Here is a 17,566-nt window from a genome sequence, read left to right as displayed (position 1 = left end):
TTAAATTTTACTCTTTTGCCTCATTAGGTAATTTTTTATTAAATAAAAATATAAGTGCGAAAAAAGAGAACAGGGCACTGTATAAAAAGAGATAATCACCGTAAGTCCAACCTGCAATCAAAGCTCCCATAAAACCTCCAAGACCGTAGGCAACCCCATACATAAACTGTTGTGCTAGTTTTTTATTTGAATAAAGAGTATATAAAAACATAATTGTCGCACTGTGATATAAACCAAAAGAAAAGGCGTGAATACTTTGGGTTAAAAATGCAATAGTGACATTATCAGGGAAGGCAAAAAGCAAAAACCACCTAAGAATAGTCATTGCCAAAGAAAATTTGATAATAATAAGAAGATTCTTCTTTAACAAAGGAGCTTGAAAATAAAAAAGCAGAATCTCACAGATAACTCCAAAAGACCACATATATGAAGTCACTTCCAATGATACTCCGTGTTGAGTCTCATAAATGGTGAAAAAGTTGTAAAAGCCTCCGAAACTTAACTGCATAAAGAAAATACTAATCCAAAAAGGCCAATATTTAAAAAAAGAGAAAGGCTCATCAGATACACTGTCATCATGTTTTATATCATCATATTTTAAAAGCAGTAGAGCAAAAAATACCGTTAAAACATTTACTGCTAAATAGTAGTGTAGTGCAACATAAGGATTTGTTAAAAATTGTCCTAATATCAATGAAATAAGAGTAAACCCGATAGAACCGAAGAGTCTTGATTTCCCGTATTTACCTTTTCCTAATATTTTTATAGCAGTAACTTCCAAATACGGTAAAATAAGAGATAAAGAAGCTCCCAAAATTGCATTATTAATCATAAAAGCATAAAAGTTGTTTATAGTAAGATAAAAACACAAAGAACAAACAACCGATAAAAACAGGGCACTTTTAAATACTTCTTGATTAAGTTTAATATGTTTTAAAAAAAGAAAAGGAGTTAGAAATCTCATTAAAGGAGCAAGAGCAAAGATAAAACCTATCTGGACGGCATCATACCCTATATCATGAAGAACCTTGGGTAAAAAAATTACATATACTCCAACTGCGGCAAAATAGAAAAAATAGAAAGCCGAGAGTTTGAAAAAAAGCATTATTTTTCTTCTATAACGGTGCTAGAGCTTAAAATATCTTGTAAAGTTTTTCTATCTTTTCTAAAAAATGGAATAAATGCCAGAACTATTGTTGTTGCAGATATCAAAAAAATAAGATATCTAAAAACTGCTTTTGATAAAGAGATTTTGTTTTTTGTTTTATTATCTAAAAGTTTCAGACTATAAGCTTTGTATCCCGGGGTTTGGGCTTTTACAATCCAAAAAAAGATGATAATTAATCCAAATGCCAAAGCGGTAAGCCACCTTGCATCACTGCTTCCTTGAAAATCTTCTTTCCCATCCATTATAAGATATGTAGTTACATACATTATGGGCATCATAATCATAAACATATCTACAATAAAAGCTTTGATTCTAGGAACAATGGGAGCAGATTTTAAAGAGTTTTTATCAAGCTCTTCCTTAAGAGTTTTTTTTTCTTTAAGATGCCCTTGTTTTATCTCTCTCCATCTGCTCATTAGGGTTTAGTTACCTCTACTTCCCGGTTTATAAGCTACACTTCCTTCTTTGCACATAGGACAATCTTCGGGAGAATACATTTCAAAAGTAAAATCTTCTAATGCAAAAAGCGGTTTATCAAATGGAAGTTTACAATTGGGTTTTGCTTTAATGTCGCTTCCCTCTCTACTACAAAAACCTCTATTTGCCAGTGCAGCATAAGCAACAATATTCCCACCTGCCTTTTCAACTTGTTTTGCAGCTTCAAGAGCAGAACCGCCTGTTGTAATAATATCTTCACAGATAATATAGTTTTCTTTTTCTTGAACTTCAAAACCTCTTCTAATAGTCATTTCTCCTTCAACTCTTTCTGCAAAAATAAATCTTACATCTAATGCTGTTGCCAAAGCAAAACCAGCAATAAGACCACCTAATGCAGGGGAACATACAGCATCAACTTTTAATCCTGATGCTTTAATCTGTTTTGCTAATTCTTCAGCCAAAAGTTTTGCAGTTTTCGGATCTTCCAAAACTTTTGCCGATTGTAAATAAAATCTAGAGTGATTACCTGAACTTAATTTAAAATGCCCCTCTAATAAAGCATCTGCATCTTTGTATATTTGTTCTATATTCATGATTATACCGTTAATATCTCTTTCTCTTTAGCTTTTAAAATCTCATCAGCTTTTGCAACATATGAGTCTGTGATTTTTTGAATTTCATCTAAAGCTTTTTTATTTTCATCATCAGTAATCTCTTTATCTTTATGTAAAGTTTTTACTCTGTCATTTGAATGTTTTCTTACGTTTCTGATTGCAACTTTAGCATTATCAGTCATCCCTTTTGCATGTTTTGCACTCTCTTGTCTTTGCTCTACAGTCATAGGAGGGAAAAATAGTTTTATCGTTTCTCCGTCGTTATTTGGATTAACTCCTATATTTGCCGCATTAATAGCTTGTTCTATATCACTTAAAAGATTTTTTTCCCAAGGATTAACAACAATAGTCGTTGCATCTGAAGCTAATACCGAACCAACTTGATTCAAATCAGTCGGTGTTCCGTAATAATCAACTTTTATACCGTCTAAAATAGTTGTACTTACTTTTCCTGTTCTTAATGTTTTATAATCTCTTTTTAATGATTCTAGAGATTTATCCATATTCTCTTTTGTTTCTGAATAGATTTCATTTAACATGTATTCTCCTTGTATTAAGTTTTGTAGCTTTTAAATTGAAAAAAATTATACCATTATAAACATTTATGAAAAATTTTTTTATTGAAAAAAATAGAGTTTTATTTACGGTAAACATTTTTTGCATACCATAAATAAAATTTAGTATAAGAAGTATTTGTAAATACTTCATATAAATTCAAAGCGTTATTTGCTCTGTTCAGCAGGAATTGCCGGTGCAGCAGGTGCAACAGGAGCTGCCGGTGCGGTTTCTTCTTTAGGTGTTGTTGGAATTAGTGTTTCTGTTTTTACTTTGTCAACAGCACTCTCTAATTTGTTTTGATTGTAAATATATCCCAATGTAATTGTATTTATAACAAATAGAAGTCCTAAAACCATAGTTGCTTTTGTTAAAAAGTTACCCGGTCCTTTTGCTCCAAACAAAGAGTCATTGCTTCCACTATATGCACCAAGTCCGATGCTTGAACTCTTTTGTAATAAAACAGTAATTGTAATTATAATTGCTAAAACAAATTGTACTATCAATAGCGTTGATGTCATCTTAATTTTCCTTTTAAAAAATGGTACATAGTTTATCTAAAATTTATTAAAATAAAGTTAAAATCTACTTTATGTCTGTAGAAAACCAATTTTCACAATATGCGAAAGATTATAACAATTTTAATATTATTCAACAATTAGCGGCAAAAGCCTTAGTAAGGGATGTTAAAAACACTCCTCAAACAATACTTGAAATTGGTTGTGGTTCAGGGCAGGTTTTTAAATATGTAAATTGGCACTTTGAAAAATATATTGCCGTAGATTTTTCTTCTAATATGTGTAACTTACATCCAAAAAATCAAAATCTGGAAGTTTATTGTTTTGATTTTGATTCTGAAGAGTTTTTTAGTTTTTTAGAGGGAAAACATTTTGATAATATCTTTTCCTCATCTGCAATGCAATGGTCAAAAGATCTTCCTAAACTTTTAGAAAATCTAAGTAAAACTACAAAAAAAATTGATGCTGTACTTTTTACATCAAATACTTTTAAATCAATTCAAAATATTACTGGAACAAAATCCCCGATTCTTTGTAGTGAAGAGATTAAAGAAGCCTTTAATAAATACTTTAAATGTGATTTTGAAGTACATAACTATAATTTAGAGTTTGATAATAAAAAAGATCTTTTTGACTACATAAAAAAATCAGGTGTTAGCGGTAATAAAGCTAGTTTGGATTTTAAAAATGCAAAAAAACTTTATAAAGAGTATAAATTAAACTATTTAGAGTTTGAAGTGATTTTTGTTAATGCAGTTTCTAAGCTGTAAAGTTCATATCTAATATATTTAAAATTTTCACTTGCTTTTATAGATATTAATTTAGACAACTCTTCCAAAACTCTCGCACTTTCCTGTGCTCTTTTAAAATTTGCAATCAAAATAGAGAATAAATCAGTTCTATTTTGTTCACTTTTAATAGATTCTCTTAATACATCATTTTCTACATCTCTTGTACTGAGAATTGTCGTATATTCATCGATTCTTGCTAAGTGTCTGAGAGATTTTAATTTTGATGCTATAGGTTTATCATCATAAACGTATCTGAAAATATCTTCGACTACACGGATACCTTCTCTTAATCGATTTAAATTTGCATCAATAATTCTAAGATTTTTTTTATCAGTCATTTTTGTTAGTTAAATAGCTTCCCAAAGGAAGCTATTTTATTCATCGCTATTTAGAATACCGAAAATTTGTAATAATGATACAAAAAGGTTAAAGAAATCCAAATATAAAGCAATAGCCGCTTCAATTGGAGTTTGAAATCCACCTCTTATAATTTGTTGTGTATCATAAAGTATAAATGCAGAGAATAACAATGCTCCAACACCTGCAATCGCTAGTTGTAAAAGAGGTGATTGGAAGAAAATGTTTGAAATAGAACCGACAATTAAAATGATAAGCGCAATAAATAGCATTTTACCCATTGCAGAAAAATCTTTTTTTGTTGTCATTGCAAACATTGAGATACCACCAAAAGCAACAGAAGTCATTAGAAATGCTTGAGCTACGATTGAAGCACCTGCCGGCATTGCTAATATAGTGCTTAAAAGTGGAGTAATTGTTAATCCTGTAAGGAATGTAAATCCAAATAATACAGCTAAATTAATTCCAGGTTTGTTTTTTACTGCGTATAATGCAAATAATAGAACAAACTCCAATATTACTAATCCCCAATACCAACTTGCAATAGTTGAAACCATATCAAGACCAATATAAGCCCCAGCTGTTGCAGCCAATAATGAGCCTGCAAACAATTGATAAGTCGCTTTTAAAAAGCTCATTAACTCAGATCTTGAAGAGTCAACAGAAGTTTTGTATTGAGATGTTTCTTGCGAAAGATAATCTCTGTTATACATTTTAATCCTTTCAAATTTTTGTAACATTTTATTATGTTACTCTTAATATTTACTTTAAAATTATAAATTAGATTATAGATTAAATACTAGAGTATAATAATATTGTTAAAAATAAGAAAACCCTTATAAAAAGAAGAATATAAGAGGGAGCCGAAAGAATTTAAAAATTTAAGCGAGATTTTAGGAAAAGTTCTTGACAAGGGGGAAAAAATCTATTATAATTCCCGTCCAATTTCAGAGGAACGACACAAAGTTCTAAAGAGATTAAGATCTTTAAAAACGAAGGTTTGTTAAGAGGAAAGTAATCTTTATAAACCGAATATGATAAACAAGAATAAAGAAACAGGATAAATGTAAAACATATATCCTTGTCTATAACACAATGAGATTTAATTTGTAATTGAAAGATATTATAAATCAAAGTCAGATTAAACTTTTTTTATGGAGAGTTTGATCCTGGCTCAGAGTGAACGCTGGCGGCGTGCCTAACACATGCAAGTCGAACGAGAACGGATTAAAGCTTGCTTTAATTGTCAGCTAAGTGGCGCACGGGTGAGTAATGTATAGTTAACCTGCCCTAGAGAGAGGGATAACAGATGGAAACGTCTGCTAAGACCTCATATGCCTTTAAAACAAAAGTTTGCAAGGGAAATATTTATAGCTCTAGGATGGGACTGTATTGTATCAGTTAGTTGGTGAGGTAATGGCTCACCAAGACAATGACGCATAACTGGTTTGAGAGGATGATCAGTCACACTGGAACTGAGACACGGTCCAGACTCCTACGGGAGGCAGCAGTGGGGAATATTGCACAATGGAGGAAACTCTGATGCAGCAACGCCGCGTGGAGGATGACACTTTTCGGAGCGTAAACTCCTTTTATATAGGAAGATAATGACGGTACTATATGAATAAGCACCGGCTAACTCCGTGCCAGCAGCCGCGGTAATACGGAGGGTGCAAGCGTTACTCGGAATCACTGGGCGTAAAGAGCGTGTAGGCGGATAGATAAGTCAGAAGTGAAATCCAATAGCTCAACTATTGAACTGCTTTTGAAACTGTCTATCTAGAGTATGGGAGAGGTAGATGGAATTTCTGGTGTAGGGGTAAAATCCGTAGAGATCAGAAGGAATACCGATTGCGAAGGCGATCTACTGGAACATTACTGACGCTGAGACGCGAAAGCGTGGGGAGCAAACAGGATTAGATACCCTGGTAGTCCACGCCCTAAACGATGTGCACTAGTTGTTGCGATGCTAGACATTGCAGTAATGCAGTAAACACATTAAGTGCACCGCCTGGGGAGTACGGTCGCAAGATTAAAACTCAAAGGAATAGACGGGGACCCGCACAAGCGGTGGAGCATGTGGTTTAATTCGACGATACGCGAAGAACCTTACCTGGACTTGACATAGTAAGAACCATTTAGAGATAGATGGGTGTCTGCTTGCAGAAACTTATATACAGGTGCTGCACGGCTGTCGTCAGCTCGTGTCGTGAGATGTTGGGTTAAGTCCCGCAACGAGCGCAACCCACGTCATTAGTTGCTAACACTTCGGGTGAGAACTCTAATGAGACTGCCTACGCAAGTAGGAGGAAGGTGTGGACGACGTCAAGTCATCATGGCCCTTACGTCCAGGGCTACACACGTGCTACAATGGAGTATACAAAGAGCAGCAATACCGTGAGGTGGAGCAAATCTTAAAAATACTTCCCAGTTCGGATAGTAGTCTGCAACTCGACTACTTGAAGTTGGAATCGCTAGTAATCGTAGATCAGCAATGCTACGGTGAATACGTTCCCGGGTCTTGTACTCACCGCCCGTCACACCATGGGAGTTGAACTCATTCGAAGCGGGGATGCTAAACTAGCTACCCTCCACAGTGGATTCAGCGACTGGGGTGAAGTCGTAACAAGGTAACCGTAGGAGAACCTGCGGTTGGATCACCTCCTTTCAGAGAAGAGAGACTTAATTCGTTTTAAGTCTCCAAAGCAATCAAAGATTGCATTAATTATCATATTCGGTTTATAAAGGTTATTTAAGACAAATAGGTGAGAATGGGCCTATAGCTCAGCTGGCTAGAGCGCTCGACTGATAATCGTGAGGTCCCAGGTTCAAGTCCTGGTAGGCCCACCATTATTAAATAATCTGATAGAAGGATTATCCAGTAGATGGGGATATAGCTCAGCTGGGAGAGCGCCTGCCTTGCACGCAGGAGGTCAGCGGTTCGATCCCGCTTATCTCCACCATCTATAACAAATCAAGAAAAAGAGTTTTGAAATAAAAATCAAATATAAGTTCAATAAAAAAGTTGAATTTATATTTGACTTTTAAAGTCAAAGTGATATTTAAAAACATAATGTTAAAGTCTTTAATTTTTTCGTTTAAATCAATATCTTTCGTATAAAGATGATTTAAAAAACAAAAAAATTTCATATCTAAAATTTACTAGAAATAGTAAAAACATGATAGACACAACTATATTATTGAAGTTAATTCAATAAGATAGTAGCCAAGGAATAATTATTCAAAAAAGGTAGAATAACGAAAGTTATTTTATTCTCAAATTGGTCCCTTTAAAAATGAAAATTTTTAAAGGAGATTAAAAAGCTATAAAGGGCTAATGGTGGATGCCTAGACTGTAAGAGGCGATGAAGGACGTACTAGACTGCGATAAGCATTGGGGAGCCGTCAAGAGGCATTGATCCAGTGATTTCCGAATGGGACAACCCAGTATGTTATGCATACTATCCTTTTAAAGGAAGCGAACCTGGTGAAGTGAAACATCTCAGTAGCCAGAGGAAGAGAAATCAAATGAGATTCCCAAAGTAGCGGCGAGCGAAATGGGATTAGGGCACTTAGTGATAATATTTAAGATAGTAGAAATATCTGGAAAGATATAGCATAGAAGGTGAAACTCCTGTATACGAAATCTTGAATGTGGTACTAGACTAAGGAACGAGTAGGTCGGAACACGTGATATTTTGACTGAAGATGGGGGGACCACCCTCCAACCCTAAATACTACTTACAGATCGATAGTGAACAAGTACCGTGAGGGAAAGGTGAAAAGTACCCCAGTGAGGGGAGTGAAATAGAACCTGAAACCATTAGCTTACAATCATTCGGAGCCCTATGATTTATCAGGGTGACGGACTGCCTTTTGCATAATGAGCCTGCGAGTTGTGGTATCTGGCAAGGTTAAGCCAAGTGTGAAGCCGTAGCGAAAGCGAGTCTTAATAGGGCGAATTAGTCAGATGCTGCAGACCCGAAACGAAGTGATCTATCCATGAGCAGGTTGAAGCTGGTGTAAGAGCTAGTGGAGGACCGAACCGGTAGGCGTTGAAAAGTCTTCGGATGACTTGTGGATAGGGGTGAAAGGCCAATCAAACTTCGTGATAGCTGGTTCTCTCCGAAATATATTTAGGTATAGCCTTATGTAGTAACATATAGGGGTAGAGCACTGAATGGGCTAGGGCTGCTTACCGCGGTACCAAACCCTATCAAACTTCGAATACTATATGCGTAATCATAGGAGTCAGGCGATGGGTGATAAAATCCACCGTCGAGAGGGGAACAACCCAGACTAACAGCTAAGGTCCCAAAGTTACATCTAAGTGGAAAACGATGTGGAGTTACTGTGACAACCAGGAGGTTGGCTTAGAAGCAGCCACCCTTTAAAGAAAGCGTAACAGCTCACTGGTCTAGTGATTCTGCGCGGAAAATATAACGGGGCTAAGATGTACACCGAAGCTTTAGATTCGTGATTTTTCACGAGTGGTAGGAGAGCGTTCTATTCAGCGTTGAAGCCATACCGGTAAGGAGTGGTGGAGCGGATAGAAGTGAGCATGCAGGCATGAGTAGCGAGAATTAAGGTGAGAATCCTTAACGCCGAAAACCCAAGGTTTCCTACGCGATGCTCGTCATCGTAGGGTTAGTCGGGTCCTAAGTCGAGTCCGAGAGGGGTAGACGATGGGAAATTGGTTAATATTCCAATACCAATATATAAGCGCGATGTGGGGACGCATAGAGTTAGTCGAGGTCACTGATGGAATAGTGGCTCGAAGGAAGTAGGTTGTAATTTAGGAAAATCCGGATTACGATAGACCGAGATCTTACAGGCTGATGACACTCTTCGGAGGAGATTCAGAATCGATGATACTGTCGTGCCAAGAAAAGCCACTAAGTATATTATATATTGCCCGTACCGTAAACCGACACAGGTGGGTGGGATGAGTATTCTAAGGCGCGTGGAAGAACCCTGGTTAAGGAACTCTGCAAACTAGCACCGTATCTTCGGTATAAGGTGTGCCTACTTTGGTATAGAGATTTACTCTCGAAAGCTAAAGAGGTTGCAACAAAGAGTCCCTCCCGACTGTTTACCAAAAACACAGCACTTTGCTAACACGTAAGTGGATGTATAAGGTGTGACGCCTGCCCGGTGCTCGAAGGTTAACTGATGACGTTAGCATTAGCGAAGCGTTTGATTGAAGCCCGAGTAAACGGCGGCCGTAACTATAACGGTCCTAAGGTAGCGAAATTCCTTGTCGGTTAAATACCGACCTGCATGAATGGCGTAACGAGATGGGAGCTGTCTCAACCAGGGATCCAGTGAAATTGTAGTGGAGGTGAAAATTCCTCCTACCCGCGGAAAGACGGAAAGACCCCGTGCACCTTTACTACAGCTTGACACTGTAGCTTGGATATTCATGTGCAGGATAGGTGGGAGGCTTAGAAACGTAGACGCCAGTAGACGTGGAGCCAACCTTGAGATACCACCCCTGAATATTTGAGTTACTAACTGCGAGAAGTTAACCTTCTTCAGGACAATGTCTGGTGGGTAGTTTGACTGGGGCGGTCGCCTCCTAAAAAGTAACGGAGGCTTACAAAGGTTAGTTCATGGCGGATGGAAATCGCCAGTTGAGTATAATGGCAAAAACTAGCTTGACTGTGAGACATACAAGTCGAACAGAGACGAAAGTCGGTCATAGTGATCCGGTGGTTCTGTGTGGAAGGGCCATCGCTCAAAGGATAAAAGGTACGCCGGGGATAACAGGCTGATCTCCCCCAAGAGCTCACATCGACGGGGAGGTTTGGCACCTCGATGTCGGCTCATCGCATCCTGGGGCTGGAGCAGGTCCCAAGGGTATGGCTGTTCGCCATTTAAAGCGGTACGCGAGCTGGGTTCAGAACGTCGTGAGACAGTTCGGTCCCTATCTTCCGTGGGCGTAGGAAAGTTGAAGAGATTTGTCCCTAGTACGAGAGGACCGGGATGAACGTACCACTAGTGTACCAATTGTTCTGCCAAGGGCATCGTTGGGTAGCTACGTACGGATGAGATAAGCGCTGAAAGCATCTAAGCACGAAGCCAACTCTAAGATGAACTTTCCCTGAAGATCCCAGCAAGACTAGCTGGTTGATAGGCTGGATGTGTAAGTGAAGTAATTCATTTAGCTGACCAGTACTAATAGATCGTTTGGCTTTTTTTATAAATTTCTTGGTTTACTATCTTATTGAGTTAAACTCAAAAGAGTGTCAAAAGACTTAACATTAATTTAAAGAACTCAGAAGATGTGAGTAAAGAGATATATTATTAAAAATAGTTTCTTTACTCATATTGCTGGTGGTTTTAGCGAGGTGGAAATACCCGGCTCCATTCCGAACCCGGAAGTCAAGCACCTCTGCGCTGATAATACTGCTCCCTACGGGAGTGGAAACGTAAGCCGCTGCCAGCTCTTGAGTTTATTTTTAAGCCTTATCTTTCTCAACTTTTTTTAGTTGTCTAAGACAAGGCTTTTTTTTTAGCCTTTTTTTCTCCCTCCAATGCCTTTTTAGTCTTTCTCTTTTAATCTTCTTGCTTATTATTGTTTTATCTTAGTTTTTAACAGCTTAGAGCTTTTATATCCCTCTTTCTTTGCCCTTCTCTGTCCTATAATCTTATTTGAATATAATATCCCTATTAGCTTAGTCTTTTATGGATGGAAAATGTATGTAGAGTTATATTTCTAAAGGTATGTAAGGAGATACAATGGCAACAATCAAAACTGATTATCTAAAAGAAATCTTGGCTAAATTTGTGGAGGATGAAACATATTTTCTTAATACTCAAGTATTTAATCCTTTGATAGAAAAAATTTTTGATGAATTTTTATTCCATTGGAACTTACTATTAGAACAAAATCTTATTCAACGATCAGATGACTCTATACATAGAAATATAAGAAAAGATTTTGTACAACATAACAATGATTTGATGCTTACAAATAGTGGTTATAATTTTTACAATATAAAGTAGTTTCTTGAGTTCTGATTTTCTTTGGGGATGTTCAAAACAATATATGAGTTTAAAATTATGATTTGTTGAATATAACTAATATTTAAGTCCCTTTAATTACAATATTTAACTTATTTGTATATATATTAAACTTTCAATTAGATGAAAACAACATTAAACTTGGAAATTAAAGTATTAATCTAAATAAGAAAAAGTCTATTTTATGGACTTTTGGACTATTTAAGTAGCCCAAATGCGACAATTTTAAAAATTTAAGCGAGATTTTAGGAAAAGTTCTTGACAAGGGGGAAAAAATCTATTATAATTCCCGTCCAATTTCAGAGGAACGACACAAAGTTCTAAAGAGATTAAGATCTTTAAAAACGAAGGTTTGTTAAGAGGAAAGTAATCTTTATAAACCGAATATGATAAACAAGAATAAAGAAACAGGATAAATGTAAAACATATATCCTTGTCTATAACACAATGAGATTTAATTTGTAATTGAAAGATATTATAAATCAAAGTCAGATTAAACTTTTTTTATGGAGAGTTTGATCCTGGCTCAGAGTGAACGCTGGCGGCGTGCCTAACACATGCAAGTCGAACGAGAACGGATTAAAGCTTGCTTTAATTGTCAGCTAAGTGGCGCACGGGTGAGTAATGTATAGTTAACCTGCCCTAGAGAGAGGGATAACAGATGGAAACGTCTGCTAAGACCTCATATGCCTTTAAAACAAAAGTTTGCAAGGGAAATATTTATAGCTCTAGGATGGGACTGTATTGTATCAGTTAGTTGGTGAGGTAATGGCTCACCAAGACAATGACGCATAACTGGTTTGAGAGGATGATCAGTCACACTGGAACTGAGACACGGTCCAGACTCCTACGGGAGGCAGCAGTGGGGAATATTGCACAATGGAGGAAACTCTGATGCAGCAACGCCGCGTGGAGGATGACACTTTTCGGAGCGTAAACTCCTTTTATATAGGAAGATAATGACGGTACTATATGAATAAGCACCGGCTAACTCCGTGCCAGCAGCCGCGGTAATACGGAGGGTGCAAGCGTTACTCGGAATCACTGGGCGTAAAGAGCGTGTAGGCGGATAGATAAGTCAGAAGTGAAATCCAATAGCTCAACTATTGAACTGCTTTTGAAACTGTCTATCTAGAGTATGGGAGAGGTAGATGGAATTTCTGGTGTAGGGGTAAAATCCGTAGAGATCAGAAGGAATACCGATTGCGAAGGCGATCTACTGGAACATTACTGACGCTGAGACGCGAAAGCGTGGGGAGCAAACAGGATTAGATACCCTGGTAGTCCACGCCCTAAACGATGTGCACTAGTTGTTGCGATGCTAGACATTGCAGTAATGCAGTAAACACATTAAGTGCACCGCCTGGGGAGTACGGTCGCAAGATTAAAACTCAAAGGAATAGACGGGGACCCGCACAAGCGGTGGAGCATGTGGTTTAATTCGACGATACGCGAAGAACCTTACCTGGACTTGACATAGTAAGAACCATTTAGAGATAGATGGGTGTCTGCTTGCAGAAACTTATATACAGGTGCTGCACGGCTGTCGTCAGCTCGTGTCGTGAGATGTTGGGTTAAGTCCCGCAACGAGCGCAACCCACGTCATTAGTTGCTAACACTTCGGGTGAGAACTCTAATGAGACTGCCTACGCAAGTAGGAGGAAGGTGTGGACGACGTCAAGTCATCATGGCCCTTACGTCCAGGGCTACACACGTGCTACAATGGAGTATACAAAGAGCAGCAATACCGTGAGGTGGAGCAAATCTTAAAAATACTTCCCAGTTCGGATAGTAGTCTGCAACTCGACTACTTGAAGTTGGAATCGCTAGTAATCGTAGATCAGCAATGCTACGGTGAATACGTTCCCGGGTCTTGTACTCACCGCCCGTCACACCATGGGAGTTGAACTCATTCGAAGCGGGGATGCTAAACTAGCTACCCTCCACAGTGGATTCAGCGACTGGGGTGAAGTCGTAACAAGGTAACCGTAGGAGAACCTGCGGTTGGATCACCTCCTTTCAGAGAAGAGAGACTTAATTCGTTTTAAGTCTCCAAAGCAATCAAAGATTGCATTAATTATCATATTCGGTTTATAAAGGTTATTTAAGACAAATAGGTGAGAATGGGCCTATAGCTCAGCTGGCTAGAGCGCTCGACTGATAATCGTGAGGTCCCAGGTTCAAGTCCTGGTAGGCCCACCATTATTAAATAATCTGATAGAAGGATTATCCAGTAGATGGGGATATAGCTCAGCTGGGAGAGCGCCTGCCTTGCACGCAGGAGGTCAGCGGTTCGATCCCGCTTATCTCCACCATCTATAACAAATCAAGAAAAAGAGTTTTGAAATAAAAATCAAATATAAGTTCAATAAAAAAGTTGAATTTATATTTGACTTTTAAAGTCAAAGTGATATTTAAAAACATAATGTTAAAGTCTTTAATTTTTTCGTTTAAATCAATATCTTTCGTATAAAGATGATTTAAAAAACAAAAAAATTTCATATCTAAAATTTACTAGAAATAGTAAAAACATGATAGACACAACTATATTATTGAAGTTAATTCAATAAGATAGTAGCCAAGGAATAATTATTCAAAAAAGGTAGAATAACGAAAGTTATTTTATTCTCAAATTGGTCCCTTTAAAAATGAAAATTTTTAAAGGAGATTAAAAAGCTATAAAGGGCTAATGGTGGATGCCTAGACTGTAAGAGGCGATGAAGGACGTACTAGACTGCGATAAGCATTGGGGAGCCGTCAAGAGGCATTGATCCAGTGATTTCCGAATGGGACAACCCAGTATGTTATGCATACTATCCTTTTAAAGGAAGCGAACCTGGTGAAGTGAAACATCTCAGTAGCCAGAGGAAGAGAAATCAAATGAGATTCCCAAAGTAGCGGCGAGCGAAATGGGATTAGGGCACTTAGTGATAATATTTAAGATAGTAGAAATATCTGGAAAGATATAGCATAGAAGGTGAAACTCCTGTATACGAAATCTTGAATGTGGTACTAGACTAAGGAACGAGTAGGTCGGAACACGTGATATTTTGACTGAAGATGGGGGGACCACCCTCCAACCCTAAATACTACTTACAGATCGATAGTGAACAAGTACCGTGAGGGAAAGGTGAAAAGTACCCCAGTGAGGGGAGTGAAATAGAACCTGAAACCATTAGCTTACAATCATTCGGAGCCCTATGATTTATCAGGGTGACGGACTGCCTTTTGCATAATGAGCCTGCGAGTTGTGGTATCTGGCAAGGTTAAGCCAAGTGTGAAGCCGTAGCGAAAGCGAGTCTTAATAGGGCGAATTAGTCAGATGCTGCAGACCCGAAACGAAGTGATCTATCCATGAGCAGGTTGAAGCTGGTGTAAGAGCTAGTGGAGGACCGAACCGGTAGGCGTTGAAAAGTCTTCGGATGACTTGTGGATAGGGGTGAAAGGCCAATCAAACTTCGTGATAGCTGGTTCTCTCCGAAATATATTTAGGTATAGCCTTATGTAGTAACATATAGGGGTAGAGCACTGAATGGGCTAGGGCTGCTTACCGCGGTACCAAACCCTATCAAACTTCGAATACTATATGCGTAATCATAGGAGTCAGGCGATGGGTGATAAAATCCACCGTCGAGAGGGGAACAACCCAGACTAACAGCTAAGGTCCCAAAGTTACATCTAAGTGGAAAACGATGTGGAGTTACTGTGACAACCAGGAGGTTGGCTTAGAAGCAGCCACCCTTTAAAGAAAGCGTAACAGCTCACTGGTCTAGTGATTCTGCGCGGAAAATATAACGGGGCTAAGATGTACACCGAAGCTTTAGATTCGTGATTTTTCACGAGTGGTAGGAGAGCGTTCTATTCAGCGTTGAAGCCATACCGGTAAGGAGTGGTGGAGCGGATAGAAGTGAGCATGCAGGCATGAGTAGCGAGAATTAAGGTGAGAATCCTTAACGCCGAAAACCCAAGGTTTCCTACGCGATGCTCGTCATCGTAGGGTTAGTCGGGTCCTAAGTCGAGTCCGAGAGGGGTAGACGATGGGAAATTGGTTAATATTCCAATACCAATATATAAGCGCGATGTGGGGACGCATAGAGTTAGTCGAGGTCACTGATGGAATAGTGGCTCGAAGGAAGTAGGTTGTAATTTAGGAAAATCCGGATTACGATAGACCGAGATCTTACAGGCTGATGACACTCTTCGGAGGAGATTCAGAATCGATGATACTGTCGTGCCAAGAAAAGCCACTAAGTATATTATATATTGCCCGTACCGTAAACCGACACAGGTGGGTGGGATGAGTATTCTAAGGCGCGTGGAAGAACCCTGGTTAAGGAACTCTGCAAACTAGCACCGTATCTTCGGTATAAGGTGTGCCTACTTTGGTATAGAGATTTACTCTCGAAAGCTAAAGAGGTTGCAACAAAGAGTCCCTCCCGACTGTTTACCAAAAACACAGCACTTTGCTAACACGTAAGTGGATGTATAAGGTGTGACGCCTGCCCGGTGCTCGAAGGTTAACTGATGACGTTAGCATTAGCGAAGCGTTTGATTGAAGCCCGAGTAAACGGCGGCCGTAACTATAACGGTCCTAAGGTAGCGAAATTCCTTGTCGGTTAAATACCGACCTGCATGAATGGCGTAACGAGATGGGAGCTGTCTCAACCAGGGATCCAGTGAAATTGTAGTGGAGGTGAAAATTCCTCCTACCCGCGGAAAGACGGAAAGACCCCGTGCACCTTTACTACAGCTTGACACTGTAGCTTGGATATTCATGTGCAGGATAGGTGGGAGGCTTAGAAACGTAGACGCCAGTAGACGTGGAGCCAACCTTGAGATACCACCCCTGAATATTTGAGTTACTAACTGCGAGAAGTTAACCTTCTTCAGGACAATGTCTGGTGGGTAGTTTGACTGGGGCGGTCGCCTCCTAAAAAGTAACGGAGGCTTACAAAGGTTAGTTCATGGCGGATGGAAATCGCCAGTTGAGTATAATGGCAAAAACTAGCTTGACTGTGAGACATACAAGTCGAACAGAGACGAAAGTCGGTCATAGTGATCCGGTGGTTCTGTGTGGAAGGGCCATCGCTCAAAGGATAAAAGGTACGCCGGGGATAACAGGCTGATCTCCCCCAAGAGCTCACATCGACGGGGAGGTTTGGCACCTCGATGTCGGCTCATCGCATCCTGGGGCTGGAGCAGGTCCCAAGGGTATGGCTGTTCGCCATTTAAAGCGGTACGCGAGCTGGGTTCAGAACGTCGTGAGACAGTTCGGTCCCTATCTTCCGTGGGCGTAGGAAAGTTGAAGAGATTTGTCCCTAGTACGAGAGGACCGGGATGAACGTACCACTAGTGTACCAATTGTTCTGCCAAGGGCATCGTTGGGTAGCTACGTACGGATGAGATAAGCGCTGAAAGCATCTAAGCACGAAGCCAACTCTAAGATGAACTTTCCCTGAAGATCCCAGCAAGACTAGCTGGTTGATAGGCTGGATGTGTAAGTGAAGTAATTCATTTAGCTGACCAGTACTAATAGATCGTTTGGCTTTTTTTATAAATTTCTTGGTTTACTATCTTATTGAGTTAAACTCAAAAGAGTGTCAAAAGACTTAACATTAATTTAAAGAACTCAGAAGATGTGAGTAAAGAGATATATTATTAAAAATAGTTTCTTTACTCATATTGCTGGTGGTTTTAGCGAGGTGGAAATACCCGGCTCCATTCCGAACCCGGAAGTCAAGCACCTCTGCGCTGATAATACTGCTCCCTACGGGAGTGGAAACGTAAGCCGCTGCCAGCTCTTGAGTTTATTTTTAAGCCTTATCTTTCTCAACTTTTTTTAGTTGTCTAAGACAAGGCTTTTTTTTTAGCCTTTTTTTCTCCCTCCAATGCCTTTTTAGTCTTTCTCTTTTAATCTTCTTGCTTATTATTGTTTTATCTTAGTTTTTAACAGCTTAGAGCTTTTATATCCCTCTTTCTTTGCCCTTCTCTGTCCTATAATCTTATTTGAATATAATATCCCTATTAGCTTAGTCTTTTATGGATGGAAAATGTATGTAGAGTTATATTTCTAAAGGTATGTAAGGAGATAAATTTGGG

At 38.8% G+C, this 17,566-nt stretch carries 9 protein-coding genes, 4 tRNA genes and 6 rRNA genes; 12 read left to right on the top strand and 7 right to left on the bottom strand.

The window, feature by feature from the left end; genetic code table 11:
- Positions 1-7: 7 nt before the first annotated feature.
- The 5 genes from AANAER_RS14515 to secG form a co-directional block, all read right to left on the bottom strand.
- Positions 8-1,105 carry an MFS transporter gene (locus tag AANAER_RS14515; protein ID WP_129082855.1) on the bottom strand — a complete coding sequence of 366 codons (1,098 nt, stop codon included), beginning with the start codon at positions 1,103-1,105 and terminating at the stop codon, positions 8-10.
- Entirely contained in the window at positions 1,105-1,584 is a 480-nt protein-coding gene (locus AANAER_RS14510) for an RDD family protein (protein WP_129082856.1), read from the bottom strand. Before AANAER_RS14510 ends, AANAER_RS14515 begins: the two co-directional genes overlap by 1 nt.
- Positions 1,585-1,590: 6 nt before the next feature.
- Positions 1,591-2,199 (bottom strand): orotate phosphoribosyltransferase, encoded by a 609-nt coding sequence (pyrE, locus tag AANAER_RS14505; RefSeq protein ID WP_129082857.1) that lies wholly within the window; start codon positions 2,197-2,199, stop codon positions 1,591-1,593.
- Between the two features lie 2 nt (positions 2,200-2,201).
- A complete protein-coding gene (gene frr, locus AANAER_RS14500) occupies positions 2,202-2,759 on the bottom strand; it encodes a ribosome recycling factor (RefSeq protein ID WP_044419331.1) in 558 nt (185 codons plus the stop codon).
- A gap of 183 nt (positions 2,760-2,942) precedes the next feature.
- A complete protein-coding gene (gene secG / locus AANAER_RS14495) occupies positions 2,943-3,296 on the bottom strand; it encodes a preprotein translocase subunit SecG (RefSeq protein ID WP_044419333.1) in 354 nt (117 codons plus the stop codon).
- Between the two features lie 71 nt (positions 3,297-3,367).
- Between secG and AANAER_RS14490 the strand changes: the two genes are divergently transcribed.
- Positions 3,368-4,063 (top strand): methyltransferase, encoded by a 696-nt coding sequence (locus AANAER_RS14490; protein ID WP_129082858.1) that lies wholly within the window; start codon positions 3,368-3,370, stop codon positions 4,061-4,063.
- Here the strand turns inward: AANAER_RS14490 and AANAER_RS14485 are convergent.
- Positions 4,015-4,422 (bottom strand): thiamine-phosphate pyrophosphorylase, encoded by a 408-nt coding sequence (locus tag AANAER_RS14485; RefSeq protein WP_129082859.1) that lies wholly within the window; start codon positions 4,420-4,422, stop codon positions 4,015-4,017. The two genes, AANAER_RS14490 and AANAER_RS14485, sit on opposite strands and share 49 nt — an antisense overlap.
- A gap of 36 nt (positions 4,423-4,458) precedes the next feature.
- Positions 4,459-5,154 carry a Bax inhibitor-1/YccA family protein gene (locus AANAER_RS14480; protein WP_084593317.1) on the bottom strand — a complete coding sequence of 232 codons (696 nt, stop codon included), beginning with the start codon at positions 5,152-5,154 and terminating at the stop codon, positions 4,459-4,461.
- Between the two features lie 438 nt (positions 5,155-5,592).
- On the opposite strand from AANAER_RS14480, the gene AANAER_RS14475 reads away from it, so the two are divergent.
- The 11 genes from AANAER_RS14475 (at position 5,593) to rrf (AANAER_RS14425) (ending at position 17,267) form a co-directional block, all read left to right on the top strand.
- Positions 5,593-7,109: ribosomal RNA gene (locus AANAER_RS14475) — 16S ribosomal RNA — on the top strand.
- A gap of 105 nt (positions 7,110-7,214) precedes the next feature.
- Positions 7,215-7,291: transfer RNA gene (locus AANAER_RS14470), tRNA-Ile, on the top strand.
- Between the two features lie 37 nt (positions 7,292-7,328).
- Positions 7,329-7,404: transfer RNA gene (locus AANAER_RS14465), tRNA-Ala, on the top strand.
- A gap of 354 nt (positions 7,405-7,758) precedes the next feature.
- A 23S ribosomal RNA gene (locus tag AANAER_RS14460) occupies positions 7,759-10,643 on the top strand.
- Between the two features lie 130 nt (positions 10,644-10,773).
- Positions 10,774-10,889: ribosomal RNA gene (gene rrf, locus AANAER_RS14455) — 5S ribosomal RNA — on the top strand.
- 293 nt (positions 10,890-11,182) lie between these two features.
- Positions 11,183-11,449, top strand: a complete 267-nt coding sequence (locus AANAER_RS14450) for a hypothetical protein (RefSeq protein ID WP_129083084.1) — start codon at positions 11,183-11,185, stop codon at positions 11,447-11,449.
- A gap of 521 nt (positions 11,450-11,970) precedes the next feature.
- Positions 11,971-13,487 (top strand): 16S ribosomal RNA (locus AANAER_RS14445).
- A 105-nt stretch (positions 13,488-13,592) separates the two neighbouring features.
- Positions 13,593-13,669, top strand: a tRNA-Ile gene (locus AANAER_RS14440).
- A gap of 37 nt (positions 13,670-13,706) precedes the next feature.
- A tRNA-Ala gene (locus tag AANAER_RS14435) sits at positions 13,707-13,782 on the top strand.
- Positions 13,783-14,136: 354 nt separating this feature from the next.
- Positions 14,137-17,021, top strand: a 23S ribosomal RNA gene (locus tag AANAER_RS14430).
- 130 nt (positions 17,022-17,151) lie between these two features.
- A 5S ribosomal RNA gene (gene rrf, locus AANAER_RS14425) occupies positions 17,152-17,267 on the top strand.
- Together the 16S, 23S and 5S rRNA genes with 4 tRNA genes alongside form the textbook arrangement of a ribosomal RNA operon.
- The last annotated feature ends 299 nt before the right edge of the window (positions 17,268-17,566 follow it).

The organism is Halarcobacter anaerophilus (assembly GCF_006459125.1).
Classification (GTDB): Bacteria; Campylobacterota; Campylobacteria; order Campylobacterales; family Arcobacteraceae; genus Halarcobacter; species Halarcobacter anaerophilus.
Note: the sequence above shows the minus strand (reverse complement) of the source record. Positions and strands in the feature narration are given on the sequence as shown.

Excerpts from the sequence above, each read along its gene's own strand:
- AANAER_RS14485 (WP_129082859.1), bottom strand. The coding sequence starts at position 4,422 with ATGACTGATAAAAAAAATCTTAGAATTATTGATGCAAATTTAAATCGA.
- AANAER_RS14490 (WP_129082858.1), top strand. The coding sequence starts at position 3,368 with ATGTCTGTAGAAAACCAATTTTCACAATATGCGAAAGATTATAACAAT.
- AANAER_RS14450 (WP_129083084.1), top strand. The coding sequence starts at position 11,183 with ATGGCAACAATCAAAACTGATTATCTAAAAGAAATCTTGGCTAAATTT.
- secG (WP_044419333.1), bottom strand. The coding sequence starts at position 3,296 with ATGACATCAACGCTATTGATAGTACAATTTGTTTTAGCAATTATAATT.
- AANAER_RS14480 (WP_084593317.1), bottom strand. The coding sequence starts at position 5,154 with ATGTATAACAGAGATTATCTTTCGCAAGAAACATCTCAATACAAAACT.
- pyrE (WP_129082857.1), bottom strand. The coding sequence starts at position 2,199 with ATGAATATAGAACAAATATACAAAGATGCAGATGCTTTATTAGAGGGG.
- frr (WP_044419331.1), bottom strand. The coding sequence starts at position 2,759 with ATGTTAAATGAAATCTATTCAGAAACAAAAGAGAATATGGATAAATCT.
- AANAER_RS14515 (WP_129082855.1), bottom strand. The coding sequence starts at position 1,105 with ATGCTTTTTTTCAAACTCTCGGCTTTCTATTTTTTCTATTTTGCCGCA.
- AANAER_RS14510 (WP_129082856.1), bottom strand. The coding sequence starts at position 1,584 with ATGAGCAGATGGAGAGAGATAAAACAAGGGCATCTTAAAGAAAAAAAA.